We start from the raw sequence: 16582 nt of genomic DNA on the forward strand, positions 1-16582 counted from the left end.
TCAGCGCGGCTGGTAGTGCAGATACGCGACGCCGTTGTCGAAGACCCGGTGCTCGACGAGATCCAGGTCGAGACGCACATCGTCGGGTAGTGCGCGCAAGCCCCCGCCGACCACCTTCGGGACGACGAAGAAGTGGAAGTCGTCGATCATGCCGGCGCGGATCGCCGCGGCCGCCGTGGTGGGCCCGAAGATCTCGACCGCGCCTGCCGCGTCGTCGACGATGCGGCGCAATTCGGCCAATGGGAGTTCGGGCACCAGCCGCGCTCGGCTCGTGCCGAGATCGCCGTCCGTGAGTGTCGACGACACCACCACCTTGTCGATGCCGCGCCAGAGCCGGGCGAACTCCCCCTCGTCTGCGGTGGAGTCATCGTCTCCCGTGAAATTCTCCCAATACTGCATCAGCGCAAAGGTTTTCCGCCCGAGCACCTCCGTCGACACACCCGCGATGCGGGCAAGGTGAACGGCGAATACCGCGTCATTCGGGCCGGACCATTGGAAGTCGCCATCGGCGTCGGCGACGTAGCCGTCGAGCGAAATCGTCGTGCTGTAGTACAGAGCCCCCATGCCAGGCAACCTACTCCGCCCGACACAGCGTCAGTGCACGAGTTTGAGCCCCACAACGCCGCCGATGATCACCGCCAAGAACACCACCTTGAGGAGTGACGTGGCCTCATCCCCAGTGGCCATCGCGTAGACCACGGTGAGAACGGCGCCGATGCCCACCCAGACGGCGTAGGCGGTTCCGACCGGCAGGTCGCGCATGGCGTAGGCCAGACCGGCCATGCTGGCGACCAGCGCGACCGCGAACACGATGCTCGGCGAGAGCTTGCTGAATCCTTCGGACTTGCCCATGGCTGTTGCCCAGACCGCTTCGAGGACACCGGAAATGACCAGAATTACCCACGACATGACGTCTCTCCCGGGCCGTCTTGTCGCACACCGGGTACGGCACCCATCGTCCGGAAGCCTTCGTTAAGGCCCTGTTACGAAGTTCTCACAGGCGCACGCGGGTGGCAATGTCAGATCGGTCACCACCGGAGCGATGCCGACAACGTGAGCGACCATCGGTTCATCCGGATACCGTCGGCACATGGCTGACGACGACGTACGGGCCGCGCTCGAGACGCACTGGGCGTCATCCGATGCGAACGACTTCGACACAGAACATCAGATCTACGGTTCCGATGCCGTCCTGGAGTACCCGCAGTCTGGTGAAAAAATCCACGGCCGCAACAGGATTCAGGCTTCGCGCGAAGCTCAGCCGAATGCCAAGCGCTTCACCGTGCGCCGAATTCTCGGCGGCGGCGACCTGTGGATCAGCGAACTCGTCATGACCTACGACGGACAACCGTCGTACGTGGTGAGCATCATGGAGTTCGAGGACGGCAAGGTCATCCGCGAGACGCAGTACTTCGGCGATCCGTTCACCCCCGGGCCGTCACGAGCTCAGTGGGTCGAACCCATCGGCTGACCGCGACGTCACCGACCGGTTTGTAGCCTGGCGACATGGACGAGGCACTGGACGACGGGCCGTTCTTTCACGGCACAAAGGCCGAACTGCAGCCGGGGGATCACCTCACCGCCGGCTTCCGTTCCAACTATCGGCCCGAAATCACCATGAACCACATCTATTTCACCGCTCTGCGCGACGGTGCTGGCCTTGCCGCCGAGCTCGCGGCCGGCGACGGCACGCCGCGGGTGTATCTCGTCGAACCGACCGGCGAGTTCGAGAACGATCCGAACGTCACCGACAAGAAGTTCCCCGGCAATCCGACCCGCTCGTACCGCAGCAGCGAGCCGCTCCGGATCATCGACGAGGTCAACGACTGGACGCGCCTGTCTCCCGAGGCACTCCAGGACTGGCGCGATCGGCTGGCCGAGCTCCGGGCGGACGAGCGTGGCGAGATCATCAACTGAGAATCGCTACTGGTGTCAAGTCACTGCAACGCGTGCGACTACGTCGAGCGTGGGCGATTACGAGGAATTCTCGGCGTCTTTCCGCGTTAACCCCCACGCTCGATGTCTCTGCTGACGTTCATAATCAGACGATGATCGCCACCCGCCTGACCGATCGCCTCGGAATTCAGCACCCGATTGTTTCGGCGCCGATGGCAAGCGAGCGTGACCCGTTCACGTCGGTATCCGACGGTTGATGAGCAGTGCGGCGAGGGTGGCGATGGTGAGAACCATTGCAGCGAGCCGAAACCAGCTGGTGCTGGCGTCTGCGTGGACGATGTCGAACCCGAACTGCGCTTGCAGGGTCGTGTAGACGTCCTTGAGCTGGTCGATATTGGCAGCGCTGTAGAGGGTGCCGCCGGACAGGTCGGCGACTTTCTTGAGCGTGTCGTCGGCGACCGGCACGGCGAGGTGCTGGTCGTTGTAGTCGATGGTCCCGTTCGGTGTGCCGAAGGAGATCGCGGAGATCGGTACGCCTTGGTCTTTCGCGGTGCGGGCGGCGGTGAATGCACCTTTGGGCGCGTTGGGATTGGTTGGCAAGTTCTCCTTACCGTCGGAGAGCAGCACGATGCGGGCCGGCGCCGGGCTGTCGCCGCCGCCGATCACCGCTCCGACGGTCGCGATGGCTTGCAGCGCCGTGAAGATGGCTTCACCGATCGCGGTGCGTTCGATGATCTGGAGTTTCCCGATCGCGGCCTTGGTCGCGTTTCGGTCGGTTGTGGGCGATACCAGGACCAGGGCACTGCCGCCAAAAGCGATGAGCCCCAGGTTGATTCCCGATGTGAGCTCGTCGGCGAACTGTCTACCGGCTTCTTCGGCAGCGCTGAGTCGGCTGGGCGATACATCGGTGGCCCTCATGGACGGTGAGACGTCGATGATCAGCATGACGACCGCACGGTTGCGCGGGATCCGCACGTCCGTGGTCGGACCTGCCAGCCCCACGGTCGACAAGAGTAGCGACATCACCAGCAAAATGGCCGCAAGGTGCCGCCACCGGTTCGGCTGCGTCGGGGCGACGCTATCGAGCAACTCCATGTTGGCGAACCGCAGCACCCGGCGGTGGCGGGATAGCTGAACCCAGAGGTAGAGCCCGATGAGCGACAACACAACGACCAGGAACAGGAAGCTCCACGGGTGGGTGAAGTCGGAGAATGTCAATGGCCCCAGAAGCGGCGCTGTCACGAACTGGTCGCCCCGACTGTCTGCACGGGGATCCCGGGGTGAATGCCTGCTGCGGGGTCGGCGGTGATCTCGTCGCTGTTGCTGTCGTAGTCGAAGAGCTCGCCGTAGCGCCCCCAGCCGATGGCGGTATCGAGTTGACGCTGCGCGTCGTCTCGGGAGAATCCGCGACCCAGCAGGTCAAGGAAGAAAGCGGCTCGCAGGTTGCCGTCGTTGCTGCCGGCCAACGCCTTGCAGATGGTGCGCACCAGGGGGGCGCGGTGGCGGGCCTGGGCGGCGAAGATCTGCTTGCTGGTTTGGATGTCGGCGGTGGTGAATTGGACCCCGACATCGGTGAGGACCAGCTCGCCCTCCTCGACGGTGACGAAGCCGAGCATGCTCGCCGCATCGAGCAGCGGCAGCAGGTCGTCGATCTCGAAGTTCAATTCGTCGGCGATGTCGGGTAGGCCGATCCTGGTGCCGCTGGCGTAGACGATCTCCAAGAGGCCGGCCAGTCCGCCGACGGAGGCGTCGGGCAACGGCCTGCTGGTGGGGTTGGCGGTGGCTGGGTGCGCGAGGGTGGTTTCCACGGTTTGGCGTCCGGTGAGCAGTCCGTAGAGGCGGTCGACGAGCGCGTCGAATGCGGGGGCGCGCCGGTCACGGGGACGCTCGAGTGCGACGTCGACCTCGGCGAGGATCCGGCCGGGGTTGGCGCCCAAAACGATGACGCGGTCGGCGAGCAGAACGGCTTCCTCGATGTTGTGGGTGACGATGCAGATCGCTTTGGTGGGAAAGTTCTCTCCCGCCCACAGATTCATCAGTTCAGTGCGCAGGTTCTCGGCGGTCAGGACGTCGAGCGCGGAGAACGGCTCGTCCATCAACAGCAGGTCGGGTTCGAGAACGAGTGCGCGGGCGAAGCCGACACGTTGGCGCATACCGCCGGAAAGTTCTTTCGGATAAGCGGATTCGAAACCGTCCAGGCCGATCATGTCAATGGCAGCGAGTGCCCGTTCGCGGCGTTGTGCGGGTGGGACTCGGCGGGCGGTCAACCCGAGTTCGACGTTGTCTTGGACGGTGAGCCACGGCATCAGGGCAAACGACTGGAACACCAGTGCTGTTCCGGGGTTGGCGCCGGTGAGTTCGGTGCCGCGGTAGCGCACGCTGCCGCTGGTGGATGGGATCAGCCCGGCAATGATCCGTAGCAGGGTTGATTTGCCCGATCCGGACCGCCCGAGCAGCGCGACGATTTCGCCTCGGCGCAGTTGCAGATCGATGGAGTCCAGTACGCGCAACTCATCGCCGGCGGCGCCGGTGAAGCTTTTGCTGACGCCGTCGACGTTGATGAGGATGGCGTCGTCGCCGACACCCGGTGAGGCAGTGGTCATGGCAGTTCTCCTGATCGAGAGTGGTCAGAGGGAGTAGCGGCGTTGTGAAATCGTGTAGAGGCGACGCCAGAACAGCCGGTTGAGGCCGACGACGTACATGCTCATGACCAGAACACCGATGAGGATGCGCGGTGAATCCCCGGAGCTGGTGGCTTGGGCGATGTAGGCGCCGAGTCCGGTGGCCACCAACGTCGTCGAGCCGTAGCTGACGACTTCGGCGACGATGGAGGCGTTCCACGCCCCACCCGCGGCGGTGATGCCGCCGGTGATGTAGCTGGGGAAGATGGCGGGCAGGATCAGCCGGCGCCACCACAACATCCTGGGCAGCTGCAGATTCGCCGACGCCTCACGGAGATCGTTCGGGATGGAGCTTGCACCGGCGATGACGTTGAACAAGATGTACCACTGCGCACCGAGGCTCATCAGGAAGATGCCACCCCAGTTCAGGCTGATCCCAGTCGAGACGAGCACCGCGGTCGCGATCGGGAACAGGAAGTTGGCCGGGAAACTGGCCAGCACCTGCACCACGGGTTGGGCAAGCCGGGAAACTTTGGGGTTCAAGCCAATCCACACCCCGACCGGAACCCAGATCAGCGTTGCGACGATCACGAGCACGATCACGCGACCGAAGGTGATCAACCCCAAACCGAGAGCGTGAACGACTTCCCCGAAGCCTGCCGTCGCGTGGATGTACGTGCCGAGTTGGAACACCCCGTAGCCCACGCCGGCGAGCACTGCCGTGGTGAACGCGACGTCGGCAGTCCGTCGCCGCGCCGGCGATGTGTGCAGCGGGTACTCGGCCAGCCCGAACACCGCCATCGCCCGATCCAACGGGGCCACCGCCCCGCCGAAGATCCGGCCCATCAGCACCGGAATGCGCGAGCGGCGCAACAGATTCAGTACCACGCTACGTGGCGCCTCGACCACCTCGGAATCCTCGATCCGAAAGCGCTCCGCCCACGCGGTCAGCGGCCTCCAGAACACCACGTTGACGCCGACGACCATGACGATCATCACGCCAATCGCGATGAAGACCTTCGCAAGATCGCCGTCGGCGGTCGCGGTGGCCACATACGAGCCGACACCGGGCAGCACGTAGTGGCGGTTGTTGACACTCAGCGCTTCGGAGGCGACGAGGAAGAACCAGCCGCCACCGAAGCTCATCATCCCGTTCCAGACCAGCGGAATCATGCCGCACGGTACGTCGACGCGCCAAAACCGTTGCCAGCGTGAGAGTCTGAGATTCCTGGATGCTTCGTCGAGTTCGCGAGGCTGACTCGAAAGGCTCTGATAGAACGCGAACGTCATGTTCCACGCCTGCGAGGTGAAGATGGCGAAGATCGACGCGCACTCCAACCCGAGCTGAGATCCGGGGAACAGCGCGATGAACCCGGTGATCGTCACCGAGAGGAACCCGAGAATCGGCACCGACTGCAGGACGTCAAGGATCGGCAGCATCACTTTGCGGGCGCGTGGCAGCCGCGCCGCCGCAGTGGCCCAGACGAACGTGAAGACCAGTGACAGGCCCAGCGCGGCGAACATCCGCAACAAGGACCGCGCCGTGTAGTACGGCAATTGGGAGGGATCGGTGGAGATGGTCGCCGAATCGGCTGTCGCGTCGAAGGGAACGTCGATCCCCGACGAGACTCGAACGATCGCCCACAACAGCACCGCCGCGGCGAGGAACACCACGACATCCACGGCTCGGTTGGGCGGACGATCCATCGCGCCCCGCGATGAATACGTGCGCAGCACAGTAGTGGTCATGACGTCACCGTCCTCGTAGTCGAACAATCAGCGTTAGGTCGGAATCGAACGGGCTTGGGGCGTTACGGGAATGCCGTCGTTCGGCTGACCCACCGCCGCTTCAGTGCAGCGGCCGCGGCGAGGTAGGCCCCGAGGATCAGCGCGAGCCAGCCGAAGAATTCCCCGGGTAGCGGGGTCAGGCCAACCCAGTGCGCAAACGGTGTGAACGGCAGACACAGACCGACGATGACCACGGCGATCACGGCGCCCAGCAGCGGCAGCGCTGGAGTTCCCGCCGCCCGCAGGCCGTGGCGCGAGCGCAGCACGAGAACGACCAAGACCTGCGACAGCAGCCCCTCCAGGAACCAGCCGGTCTGGAACATCGTCTGTACGGCAACGGTATTGGCGTCCACGATCCACCACAACGTTGCGAAAGTCGCGAGGTCGAAGACCGAGCTCAATAGGCCGAAGGCGATCGCAAAACTGGTCAGCCCGGTTGATTGCCACCGTCGGGGTCTGCTCAGGTAGTCGGGGTCGACGCGGTCGAACGGCAACGTCAACTGAGTGATCTCGTAGAGCAGGTTCTGAACCATCAGTTGAATAGGCAGCATGGGCAGGAACGGGAGTAGCGCACCGGCCAAGAGCACGCTGGCCGCGTTGCCGACGTTCGACGCGGTGGTGATCTTGACGTATTTCATGGTGTTGCCGAGGGTGCGCCGGCCTTCGGTCACCGCGCCGGTGACGACGGTGAGGTCCTTGTCCAACAGGATCAGATCCGCGGCATGCCGGGCGACATCGGTCGCGGTGTCGACACAGATTCCGACGTCGGCGACCCGTAGCGCCGACGAGTCGTTGATCCCGTCACCGATGAACCCGACGGTGTGTCCCGCGGTCCGGAGCGCGGAGACGATCCGAGCCTTCTGTTGGGGATCAACTCTGGCGAATACTGTTGTACGGCAGGCGATGTCGCATAGTTCGTCAGGCGAGAGGGCTTCGATGTCAGAGCCGGTGACAATGTGCCCGATCGGCAGTCCGGCGGCCCGGCAGAGGTGTTCGGCGACCTCGGGCGCGTCACCGGTGAGCACCTTCGCACTGATGCCGGCCGCGTCGAGGTCGCGAACGGCGGCTGCGGCGGTCGCCTTGATGGGGTCGACGAAGCCGACAAAGCCCACCAGAACGGACCCGGACGCATCGTGGGCCGGATGGTCGAGACGGCCGGTGACGGCGATGGGCTTGGCCGCGACCGCCAGTACGCGCATGCCGTTGCGCTGCAAGGAAGCCACCAAATCGCGTCCCTGCTGGGCGAGGTCGGCCGAGAGTTCGGTGACGACCCCGTCGAGTTGGGCGTGGCTGCACAACCGAAGGACCGCATCGGGGTCCCCTTTGGTGATCACCAGATGCTCGTCCGATCGCTCTTGGACGACAACACTGGATTGACGTTGATAGACGTCGAACGGGGTTTCGCCGATCTTGGTGAACCGCGCCCCCAGCAGGATGTGCTGATCGGCGTCCACCAGATCGCCCAGCGCGGCGTCGAGAAGGTTGTACGGGACGTCCTGGAACGTCGCGGCGACGCAGGCGTAGGTGTCGACCTGCTCATCGGGACGGCCGTCGATGTCGATGCCGCAGGCGTAGGCCACCCGGTCCTCGGTGAGGGTGCCCGTCTTGTCCAGGCAGAGCACGTCGATGGCACCCAGGTCGCAGATCGACTCCAGGCGTTTGACGATGACCCGGCGCCGGGTGAGGTTGACCGCACCCCGCAGGAACGTGGCCGCCACGATCACCGGCAGCAGTTCGGGCATGAGTCCGACGGCCACCGACACGGCGAACAATCCGGCTTGGGCCCAGTCCCCGGTGATCGCACCACTGACGGCCAGGACGATCGGAATCATGACGATCATGAATCGCATCAGCGTGGCGCCCACCGCGCTGACCCCGGCATCGACGCTGGTGCGCGGGCGCGGGCGCCCACCGGCAAGGGTCGCCGCTGCCCAGTAGGTCCGCGGCCCCGTTGCGACCACGACCGCTGTTCCGGAGCCACTGACGACCGAGGTACCGGCGAAGCACATGTTGGGGCCATCAAGGGGGCCCCGGCGCTCGCCATCAACGGGTTCAGCAGACTTGTCCACCGGCAGGGACTCACCAGAGAGCGCCGACTGGTCCACCCGCAGCCCCTGTGTCGCGATGACCCGCAGGTCGGCGTGAATCACCTCGCCGGGCGAGAGCAGCACCACATCCCCGGGGACCAGATCCTCAACCGGGATTTCGTAGGCGGCAGTCGCAGTGTCCGCGCCGAGGCGTCGCCGCACGGTGGCGGTGTAGGTCGTGTACTCCCGCAGTGCCCGCATGGCACGGTCGGACCGCATCTGTTGCCAGCATCGAACGCCAACGCACAGCGCGACCATCGTTGCGACCGTGACACTGCCACGGGCGTCGCCGACCGCCCCGAGGACGACGCCCAACCCGAGGAGCAAAGCGACGAACGGACCACCGGCGGCAATCTTGAGGCGATCGGTCCACGCTGGTGGGCGGTCGACGGGCTGACGGTTCTCACCCGCCTCTCCGAGTCGTTCCGAGGCCTCTTGCTCGGTCAGCCCGCGCGGCGTACTGGCCAACGCCGAGAGCACCTCGAAGACGGACACTCCTGCGTAGTCGGCAGGACGAACTCCCGGCGCGGTCACGGCCACGGCCTGTCACACGGCGCCATTCGATGTGCGTTCACCCATCGGTGAGGCGACGGCGTGAGGACACATTGGCGGACACCGCATTCGAGGACCACTGTCGTCGATCGTCGCGCCACGGCGACTCTCCAATCATGCTGTGCGGAAAGGCTTTCCCTCATCGAACCGGAAGAACCTTCGCAGCCCTGGAATGAGCAATACGAGCGTGGTATCAGCGCAACGATGAGCGGGCGGGCACCACGAGGCCAGCCCAGCCCCATGCGTCGATACTGTCGTCCGGCATGTGCCGCTCACCTCGCTTCCCAGGTCAATCCGCGCAGGGTCGCTGCGCCGTGACCATTAGAAACCCGCCACCGCGGATTGTCAATCACTTGCGCAAGTGACAGCTACCTGGCAGATTCGTTCCATTGGAGGATGCGATGACCAACCACGGCACGACCCATGATGAGCCGATCGACGACGCCGCGCTGCACGCGGTCGCGGTCATGTTCGGCATGCTCGCCGCCACCGCCCGTCTGCAGATCGTTGTGCTGCTGAGCTCCGGTGAGCGCGACGTCGGCACGCTGGCCGAGGAGGTCGGCCAGAGCGTGGCCGCCGTCAGCCAGCATCTGGCGAAATTGAAACTCGCCGGGATTGTGCGCTCTCGCAAGGAGGGGCGTCGCCAGGTGTATCTCGTCAACGACTCCGACGTCTCCGATGTCGTTGCCCTCGCATTGCGCCGCCGACAACGCCAGAGCCACCCCATCGACACCCGCACCGGCCATTCCGCATGAGCTCGGCCGGCGGCGCTGACGCATTGACCTGTCTCGATCAGCTGCAGGCACCCGCCGCCAGCACGTTGGTGGACTGCGGTATCTATCTCGACGGACAGCGGCTGAGCGGCCAGTTCACCCCGGCCGCCGCGCGCGACAGGGTGCGCGAACTCGGCGACGGCTTCGTTTGGGTGGGTCTGCACGAGCCCGATGAGCGCCAGATGCACGATGTGGCAAAGGTATTCGGCCTGCATCCGCTCGCAGTGGAAGACGCAGTGCATGCCCACCAACGCCCCAAGCTGGAACGCTACGACGACACCTTGCTCCTGGTGCTCAAAACTGTTCAGTACATACCCCACGAATCAGTGACACTGGCCAATGAAATCGTCGAAACCGGCGAGATCATGATCTTCGTCGCCGCCCACTTCGTGGTAACGGTCCGCCATGGCGACTTCAGCGGACTCGCCGACCTGCGCAAAGAGCTCGAGGCTGCTCCCGACCGTCTGCGGCGGGGCCCGTTCGCGGTGATGCACGCTATCGCCGACCACGTCGTCGACAGCTATGTCGAGGTCACGTCGCTGGTGGAGACCGATATCGACACCGTCGAAGTGGAGACCTTTTCGCCCCGCCGCACAACCGAGATCGAGCACATCTACCTACTCAAGCGCGAAGTGGTCGAACTCCGGCGCGCCGTGAGCCCGCTATCGGTTGCCCTGCAGCGGATCCTGACCGATCACAAGGACCTGATCGCCTCCAAAGAGATCAGCCGGTACCTGCGCGACGTGATCGACCACCAGACAATGGCGGCCGAGCGGATTGACAATTTCGACGAAGTACTGAGTTCACTGGTCCAGGCAGCGGTGGCCCGGATCGGGACCCAGCAGAACATCGATTTGCGCAAAATCTCGGCGTGGGTGGCCATTGCATCGGTGGTGACCATGGTGGCCGGGATTTACGGCATGAACTTCGACCATATGCCCGAACTGCGGCAGGTGTGGGGCTATCCCGCGGTGCTCGGCGTCATGGCAATCGCGTGTACCGCGCTCTACCGCACCTTCCGCCGCAACCACTGGCTTTAATTGGCCATCAACGGAATTCGGTCTCGTCCCTGTGAACGTCTTTCGAGCGGGCCGACGGCGGGAGCGAACCGGGGGTCTAAACCAGGCCTAAATGGCCCAAATGGCCTCCGCAGCGGGTGCTGCGAATCGGCGGTTGAGTGCGTCGATGAGGTGATGCGTTTCGTAGAGTTCGGCGCGGAGCCGACGGCTCTGCCGGTGACCCCAGTCCGACAGACGACGTTCTCTACGTTCGGCCCGTTCCAGGAGTCGCGATATCTCCTCGACATGACGCCACAGTTCGGCGCGCAGCCGATCTGTTTGGGCCACGTCGTGGAAATCGTCCATAGCGTGAATAGTCGCACCATTGGGACCTCTGCGCATCGCAGTTGAGCTAGTTGATGGTGTGGCGTGTGGGGCGGAAACTAACGCCGCACGCGAAAGCACGGAGAGTATGTGAATTCCAGTCTTACCGCGAGGAAGCTGCGAATCTCCACTGCATTCCGGTACAGAGCAACCTCTGACCTCAAGCGAACACGGCGTCGCTCTCCGCGAGGTTCGCGAGCAGCTGCAGACCGGCGTGTGATGCCGAGCCGGGCTCAGCGGAGAAGACGAGCATGAGCAGCCCGCGATCGGACGTCAGGTCCATACTTTGGAAGCTCAGGTCAAGGTCTCCGACGACGGGGTGGTGGATGCTCTTGAGACCTGTGCGGTGCTCGCGCACGTCGTGCGAACCCCAGAGTCTGCGGAAGTAGTCACTGCGGGTGGATAGCTCGCCGACGAGGTCGCTAAGACCGCGGTCGTTCGGGGAACGACCCGCCTCGGCGCGCAGGATGGCGACGATCTGGCGGGCATTGCCTTCCCAGTCCCGGTAGAACGACTGCGCCCGTTCATTGAGGAACATGAATCGGGCACCGTTCGCGGGCTCGTCAGAGCTCGTGAACATTTCGGAGAACAGCGCGCGGCCAAGCTTGTTTGTCGCGACCGCGTCGAGCCGCCCGTTCTGCACGAAGACTGGCACAGTCGACATGGCGTCGATCGTCTGCCGAAGTGCGGCGCTGATGTGATGCTTGCGGGGTGGCCGCCGGCGTCCACTGGTCCGGACGGCGTCACCGTTGCGCGCCAACACGTGAAGGTGGGCGTGCTCCGCTTCGTTGAGCTGCAGAGCCCGGCTGACCCCGTCGAGCACCGCATCAGAGACGCCAGTCGCGTTGCCCCTTTCCAGCCGCCGGTAGTACTCGGGGCTCATCCCGGCGAGCATCGCGACCTCTTCGCGCCGCAGGCCGGGCACGCGGCGGCGACCGCCGAAGTCAGGCAGACCGGCGTCCTGTGGGGAGAGCTTCGCGCGGCGCGTGGCCAGGAACTCGCCGAGGTCGTCGTGGTGGCCCATGTCTCTACGGTATGCCGACACGGGTGCTCAAAAGGGGTCCTGTCAGTGACCCCATCGAGCGGGACTCTCACTTGTGTGCGGAAGCGTCGTTGACTGATTTCAGCGCACCGACCGCGTGCACACGAATGTCTCAGTGGAGGGAAGTCCCGAAATGACAGCTCAGAACGTCTGGTTCATCACCGGAGCCTCTCGCGGACTCGGGGTCGAGATCGCCCGAGCCGCCCTCGCGACCGGCCATCTCGTCGTCGCCACCGGCCGCGACGCCGGCCGCACGCGTGCGGCCGTGGGCGAGCACGAGAACCTGCTGACCATCGCTCTCGACATCACCGATCCGGCGGCGGCCGAGCGCGCCGCCACGGCCGCCGTGGCGGCATTCGGACGCATCGACGTGCTGGTGAACAACGCCGGCAACTTCTATGCCGGTTACTTCGAGAACATCAGTGATAGTCAGATGCGCGCGCAGATGGAGACGAATTTCTTCGGCCCGCTCAACGTGACGCGTGCGGCCCTGCCGACCATGCGCAGGCAGCGTTCCGGTCAAGTCATCACGGTCACTTCCGCGGCGGGTCTCATCGGGCAGGAGTTCTGCGCCGCCTACGCGCCCTCGAAATTCGCTCTCGAAGGGTGGATGGAGTCACTGCGGTATGACGTTGAGCCGTACGGCATCTCAACCATGGCCGTAGAGCCCGGCTTCTTCCGCACGGAGCTGCTAGTCGAAGGATCCTCGACGATCTGGCCAGAGCTGGACATCGACGACTACGCCGCGCGCACCGCCCAAACCATCGCCGCGTGGTCGAGCATGAACGGCCAGCAGGGCGGCGACCCCGTCAAGCTCGCCAGAGCCCTCGTCACACTCTCCGACTCCGGCGACCTGCCGCGGCGGTTCTTGGCCGGAACCGACGTCATGGCTGGCGTCGAACAGAACCTGACCGTCATCCAGGGACAGATCGATGCCCACCGCGGGCTCTCAGCCGCTCTCACGTACGACGACTGACCACACTCCGTCAGCGAACTGCGGGTGATGCCCACCGACCACGCCTGAACGGCCAATCGCTAAACGTTGAACCTGAACTCCACCACATCCCCGTCGACCATGACGTAGTCCTTGCCTTCCATCCGGACCTTGCCGGCAGCCTTGGCGGCGGCCATGGACCCGGCTTCGACGAGGTCGTTGAACGCCACGATCTCGGCCTTGATGAAGCCCTTCTCGAAGTCGGTGTGGATGACGCCCGCTGCGCGCGGTGCCGTGTCGCCCTGGTGAATGGTCCAGGCCCGCGATTCCTTGGGGCCGGCAGTCAGGTAGGTCTGCAGCTTCAGCGTCCGAAAACCGGCGCGCGCCAACGCATCCAAGCCACGCTCGGTCTGACCGATGGACTCCAGCAGCTCGGCCGCGGACTCGTCGTCCAGCTCCAGCAGCTCGGCCTCGATCTTGGCGTCCAGGAACACGGCCTCGGCCGGGGCCACCATGGCGGTCAGCTCGGCCTTGCGGGCCTCGTCGGTCAACACCGACTCGTCAGCGTTGAAGACGTACAGGAACGGCTTGACGGTCATCAGGTTCAGCTCGCGCAGGACGGACCAGTCTTTGCCCGTGGAGAACAGCGTCTTGCCCTCGTCGAACACGGCCTGGGCAGCCGCCACGGCTTCGAGGACCGGCTTGCGGTCCTTGTTGGTGCGGGCTTCCTTCTCCAGCCGCGGCAGCGCCTTCTCCAGCGTCTGCATGTCGGCGAGGATCAGCTCGGTCTCGATGACCTCGATGTCGGACTTGGGATCGACGCGGCCGTCGACGTGCACGACGTCGTCGTCGGCGAAGGCGCGCACCACCTGACAGATGGCGTCGGCCTCGCGGATGTTGGCCAGGAACTTGTTGCCCAGGCCCGCCCCCTCGGAGGCGCCCTTGACGATGCCGGCGATGTCCACGAACGTCACGGGCGCCGGGACGGTCTTCTCGGAACCGAAGATTTCGGCGAGCTTGTCGAGCCGCGGGTCGGGCAGCGGCACCACGCCCTCGTTGGGTTCGATCGTTGCGAACGGATAATTAGCCGCGAGCACGTCATTACGTGTCAACGCGTTGAACAGCGTTGACTTTCCGACGTTCGGCAGACCGACGATTCCCAGGTTCAGACCCACGAGTTCACTAGTTTAGGAGACGCCACACCGTCCCAACGCCCGCCTGTAGGCACTAAGGCCCAGATTGCCGGTACGGTCTAGGAGTGTCAGCAGAGCATCATGGGCCCGAAGCCGCCCTCGATCGCCGCTCGGCGCTGCCCAGCATCCCGGGAATCCCCTGGTGGGGAGGCCTTGTGTTGGCGGTCACAGCCACTGCGATCGGCTTCGCCTACGACGCCGGCACCGGTGACAAAGAACTCAGCGCCTTCTTCACGTTCTGCTACGTAGCCGGCTGTGTACTCGCTGTGCTCGGCGTGCGGCGGTCCGGGATTTTCACCGCGGTCATCCAGCCACCGCTGATCCTTTTCGTCGCCGTGCCGGGCGCGTACTTCATGTTCCACAGCGACAAGATCGCCGGCATCAAGGACCTGCTGATCAATTGCGGATATCCGCTGATCGAGCGTTTTCCGACGATGTTCTTCACCGCGGCCACGGTGCTGGTGCTCGGTCTCGTCCGCTGGTTTGTCCTACCGCAGTTCCTGACCTACGAGGAAGACGACGACGAGTCGGTCGCCGAGGCCAAGCCGCGCCGCGCACGGCGCCAGGCCGAGGACGAAGACGCCGTCGCACCCGCCGGCCTGGCGGCGACGCTGTCGGCCAAGCTCACCAAGCTGACCACCGGCCAGACGCCCCGCAGCGCCCGGACACGCGCCACCCCGTCGCGTCGTACGGCGGCGGAGTCGTCCCGCCGCGGCACCGCCGATCCGCAGCGCGCGCCGCGTCCAGCCCGTGCGCGTGCGCACGCCGGCGACACCGAGCTGATCGACCCAGTGCCCGGACAGCTGCGCCGGCCACAGCGACCGGCCCGTCCCCGCCCGGCCGCCACCGATCCGTATGCCGTTCCCGACGAGCCGCGGCGTCGTCCGCGTCCGGCCGCCGAATCGCGCGAGCCACGTCGTACCCCGCCGCAGGAACGCTATGACTACCGGGAGCCGCGGGAACGGGATCGCTACGAGCGCCCGACGCAACGGCCGTCCGCGTCCGAGCCGCGCCGTCGTCGCTACGCCGACGATCCGTACGAGCCCGGCGACCGCTACCAGTCCCCCGCTCGTCCGGCGCGGAACGCGCCGCCCAGCAGCGCGCACCACCCCGTCTCGCGCGTGCGGTACCGCGGTGCGGACGACGATGCGGCGGCCGAGCCCCTCGCAGAGCGCCGGCCGCGGCGCACGTGGGACGCCGACGCCTGACGGCGTAGCCGCCCGGGTCAGCGCCCGCCCGGACCAGTGCCGGGCTGGGCCTAGTGGCGGGCCGGACGAATCTCGCGTGGCAGCGCGAACACCAGAGTCTCGTTGGCGGTGGTGACGGGCTGCACGGTGTCGTAGCCGAATTCGGCGAGTCGCTCCAGGACGCCGCGCACCAGGATCTCGGGCACCGAGGCGCCGGAGGTGACGCCGACCGTCGTGACGTTCTCCAGCCAGCCCGGGTCGATGTCCTCGGCGTAGTCGACGAGCTTGGCCGCGTTCGAGCCGGCGCCCAGCGCCACCTCGACCAGGCGCACCGAGTTCGACGAGTTGCGTGAGCCGACCACGATCACCAGCTCGCACTCCGGCGCCATCGCCTTGACCGCAACCTGGCGGTTCTGGGTGGCGTAGCAGATGTCGTCGCTGGGCGGGTCCTGCAGCGTGGGGAACTTCTCCCGCAGCCGCCGCACGGTCTCCATGGTCTCGTCGACCGACAGGGTGGTCTGGGACAGCCAGATGACCTTGTTCGGATCGCGCACCGTCACCGTGTCGACGGCTTCGGGGTTGTCGACGACCTGCACGTGCTCAGGTGCCTCACCTGCAGTGCCGACGACCTCTTCGTGGCCCTCATGGCCGACGAGCAGGATGTCGTAGTCGTCGCGGGCGAAGCGCTTGGCCTCGTTGTGCACCTTGGTGACCAGCGGGCAGGTGGCGTCGATGGTCCGCAGATTGCGCGCCGCGGCTTCCTCGTGCACCGTCGGCGCGACGCCGTGGGCGGAGAACACCACGATGGCGCCCTCGGGCACCTCTTCGGTCTGCTCGACGAACACCGCCCCGGCCTTGGCCAGGGTGTCCACCACGTAGCGGTTGTGCACGATCTCGTGCCGCACGTACACCGGGGCGCCGTGCTTCTCCAGCGCCCGCTCGACGGTCTCGACCGCGCGGTCCACGCCCGCGCAGTACCCTCGGGGCTCGGCGAGGAGCACCCGCTTACCGGTTTTGCTCATCGCAGCCCCGGCAACCGAAACGGTGGCGCCGGGAATGCCCATATTGATCGTCGGTGGCATGGCTCAAGGGTACTGACCAACGTCCAGCCAGAGCCAGCCGTACTC

The 16582-nt window shown here is 65.5% G+C and carries 16 protein-coding genes and 1 riboswitch; of the genes, 6 read left to right on the forward strand and 10 right to left on the reverse strand.

The window, feature by feature from the left end:
* Entirely contained in the window at positions 1-564 is a 564-nt protein-coding gene (locus tag ACNO8X_RS25505; RefSeq protein WP_418003255.1) for a dihydrofolate reductase family protein, read from the reverse strand.
* Positions 565-594: 30 nt separating this feature from the next.
* The gene (locus ACNO8X_RS25510) at positions 595-909 is read right to left on the reverse strand and encodes a DMT family transporter (protein ID WP_418003256.1); all 315 of its coding nucleotides are present in this window, start codon (positions 907-909) and stop codon (positions 595-597) included.
* A 9-nt stretch (positions 910-918) separates the two neighbouring features.
* A riboswitch (guanidine-III (ykkC-III) riboswitch) is annotated at positions 919-984 on the reverse strand.
* A gap of 106 nt (positions 985-1090) precedes the next feature.
* On the opposite strand from ACNO8X_RS25510, the gene ACNO8X_RS25515 reads away from it, so the two are divergent.
* Positions 1091-1471, forward strand: a complete 381-nt coding sequence (locus tag ACNO8X_RS25515) for a nuclear transport factor 2 family protein (protein ID WP_418003257.1) — start codon at positions 1091-1093, stop codon at positions 1469-1471.
* Between the two features lie 35 nt (positions 1472-1506).
* Positions 1507-1917, forward strand: coding sequence for an NAD(+)--rifampin ADP-ribosyltransferase (gene arr / locus ACNO8X_RS25520; RefSeq protein WP_418003258.1), 411 nt, complete (start codon positions 1507-1509; stop codon positions 1915-1917).
* Positions 1918-2130: 213 nt separating this feature from the next.
* On the opposite strand, the gene ACNO8X_RS25525 is transcribed toward arr, so the two are convergent.
* The 4 genes from ACNO8X_RS25525 to mgtA form a co-directional block, all read right to left on the reverse strand.
* Positions 2131-3138 (reverse strand): VWA domain-containing protein, encoded by a 1008-nt coding sequence (locus tag ACNO8X_RS25525; RefSeq protein WP_418003259.1) that lies wholly within the window; start codon positions 3136-3138, stop codon positions 2131-2133.
* Positions 3135-4499 carry a nitrate/sulfonate/bicarbonate ABC transporter ATP-binding protein gene (locus ACNO8X_RS25530; RefSeq protein WP_418003260.1) on the reverse strand — a complete coding sequence of 455 codons (1365 nt, stop codon included), beginning with the start codon at positions 4497-4499 and terminating at the stop codon, positions 3135-3137. Before ACNO8X_RS25530 ends, ACNO8X_RS25525 begins: the two co-directional genes overlap by 4 nt.
* Positions 4500-4523: 24 nt before the next feature.
* A complete protein-coding gene (locus ACNO8X_RS25535; protein WP_418003261.1) occupies positions 4524-6266 on the reverse strand; it encodes an ABC transporter permease in 1743 nt (580 codons plus the stop codon).
* A gap of 62 nt (positions 6267-6328) precedes the next feature.
* On the reverse strand, positions 6329-8926 hold the full coding sequence (gene mgtA / locus ACNO8X_RS25540) for a magnesium-translocating P-type ATPase (protein WP_418003262.1): 2598 nt from the start codon (positions 8924-8926) through the stop codon (positions 6329-6331).
* Between the two features lie 419 nt (positions 8927-9345).
* Between mgtA and ACNO8X_RS25545 the strand changes: the two genes are divergently transcribed.
* The gene (locus ACNO8X_RS25545) at positions 9346-9699 is read left to right on the forward strand and encodes an ArsR/SmtB family transcription factor (protein WP_418003263.1); all 354 of its coding nucleotides are present in this window, start codon (positions 9346-9348) and stop codon (positions 9697-9699) included.
* The gene (locus tag ACNO8X_RS25550; RefSeq protein WP_418003264.1) at positions 9696-10757 is read left to right on the forward strand and encodes a magnesium and cobalt transport protein CorA; all 1062 of its coding nucleotides are present in this window, start codon (positions 9696-9698) and stop codon (positions 10755-10757) included. The genes ACNO8X_RS25545 and ACNO8X_RS25550 overlap by 4 nt, the downstream gene beginning before the upstream one ends.
* Positions 10758-10844: 87 nt before the next feature.
* Here ACNO8X_RS25550 and ACNO8X_RS25555 read toward each other — a convergent pair whose 3' ends face one another.
* On the reverse strand, positions 10845-11081 hold the full coding sequence (locus ACNO8X_RS25555) for a hypothetical protein (RefSeq protein ID WP_418003265.1): 237 nt from the start codon (positions 11079-11081) through the stop codon (positions 10845-10847).
* Between the two features lie 178 nt (positions 11082-11259).
* Entirely contained in the window at positions 11260-12123 is an 864-nt protein-coding gene (locus ACNO8X_RS25560; protein WP_418003266.1) for a helix-turn-helix transcriptional regulator, read from the reverse strand.
* Between the two features lie 151 nt (positions 12124-12274).
* Between ACNO8X_RS25560 and ACNO8X_RS25565 the strand changes: the two genes are divergently transcribed.
* The gene (locus ACNO8X_RS25565; RefSeq protein ID WP_418003267.1) at positions 12275-13117 is read left to right on the forward strand and encodes an SDR family oxidoreductase; all 843 of its coding nucleotides are present in this window, start codon (positions 12275-12277) and stop codon (positions 13115-13117) included.
* A gap of 59 nt (positions 13118-13176) precedes the next feature.
* Here the strand turns inward: ACNO8X_RS25565 and ychF are convergent, their stop codons facing one another.
* A complete protein-coding gene (gene ychF / locus ACNO8X_RS25570; protein ID WP_418003268.1) occupies positions 13177-14250 on the reverse strand; it encodes a redox-regulated ATPase YchF in 1074 nt (357 codons plus the stop codon).
* Between the two features lie 83 nt (positions 14251-14333).
* Here ychF and ACNO8X_RS25575 point away from each other — a divergent pair, with 83 nt between their 5' ends.
* Complete coding sequence (locus tag ACNO8X_RS25575; protein WP_418003269.1) at positions 14334-15476, forward strand: DUF6542 domain-containing protein; 1143 nt, start codon at positions 14334-14336, stop codon at positions 15474-15476.
* 50 nt (positions 15477-15526) lie between these two features.
* Here the strand turns inward: ACNO8X_RS25575 and ACNO8X_RS25580 are convergent, their stop codons facing one another.
* Positions 15527-16537, reverse strand: a complete 1011-nt coding sequence (locus tag ACNO8X_RS25580; protein ID WP_418003270.1) for a 4-hydroxy-3-methylbut-2-enyl diphosphate reductase — start codon at positions 16535-16537, stop codon at positions 15527-15529.
* Positions 16538-16582 lie beyond the last annotated feature (45 nt).

Origin of the sequence: Mycobacterium sp. PDNC021 (assembly GCF_048282635.1) — a bacterium.
Taxonomy (GTDB): domain Bacteria; phylum Actinomycetota; class Actinomycetes; order Mycobacteriales; family Mycobacteriaceae; genus Mycobacterium; species Mycobacterium llatzerense.

Bases quoted from the DNA above. Each gene is read 5' to 3' on its own strand.
- ACNO8X_RS25505 (WP_418003255.1), bottom strand. From the start codon at position 564: ATGGGGGCTCTGTACTACAGCACGACGATTTCGCTCGACGGCTACGTC.
- ACNO8X_RS25510 (WP_418003256.1), bottom strand. From the start codon at position 909: ATGTCGTGGGTAATTCTGGTCATTTCCGGTGTCCTCGAAGCGGTCTGG.
- ACNO8X_RS25515 (WP_418003257.1), top strand. From the start codon at position 1,091: ATGGCTGACGACGACGTACGGGCCGCGCTCGAGACGCACTGGGCGTCA.
- arr (WP_418003258.1), top strand. From the start codon at position 1,507: ATGGACGAGGCACTGGACGACGGGCCGTTCTTTCACGGCACAAAGGCC.
- ACNO8X_RS25530 (WP_418003260.1), bottom strand. From the start codon at position 4,499: ATGACCACTGCCTCACCGGGTGTCGGCGACGACGCCATCCTCATCAAC.
- ACNO8X_RS25535 (WP_418003261.1), bottom strand. From the start codon at position 6,266: ATGACCACTACTGTGCTGCGCACGTATTCATCGCGGGGCGCGATGGAT.
- ACNO8X_RS25545 (WP_418003263.1), top strand. From the start codon at position 9,346: ATGACCAACCACGGCACGACCCATGATGAGCCGATCGACGACGCCGCG.
- ACNO8X_RS25550 (WP_418003264.1), top strand. From the start codon at position 9,696: ATGAGCTCGGCCGGCGGCGCTGACGCATTGACCTGTCTCGATCAGCTG.
- ACNO8X_RS25555 (WP_418003265.1), bottom strand. From the start codon at position 11,081: ATGGACGATTTCCACGACGTGGCCCAAACAGATCGGCTGCGCGCCGAA.
- ACNO8X_RS25560 (WP_418003266.1), bottom strand. From the start codon at position 12,123: ATGGGCCACCACGACGACCTCGGCGAGTTCCTGGCCACGCGCCGCGCG.
- ACNO8X_RS25565 (WP_418003267.1), top strand. From the start codon at position 12,275: ATGACAGCTCAGAACGTCTGGTTCATCACCGGAGCCTCTCGCGGACTC.
- ACNO8X_RS25580 (WP_418003270.1), bottom strand. From the start codon at position 16,537: ATGCCACCGACGATCAATATGGGCATTCCCGGCGCCACCGTTTCGGTT.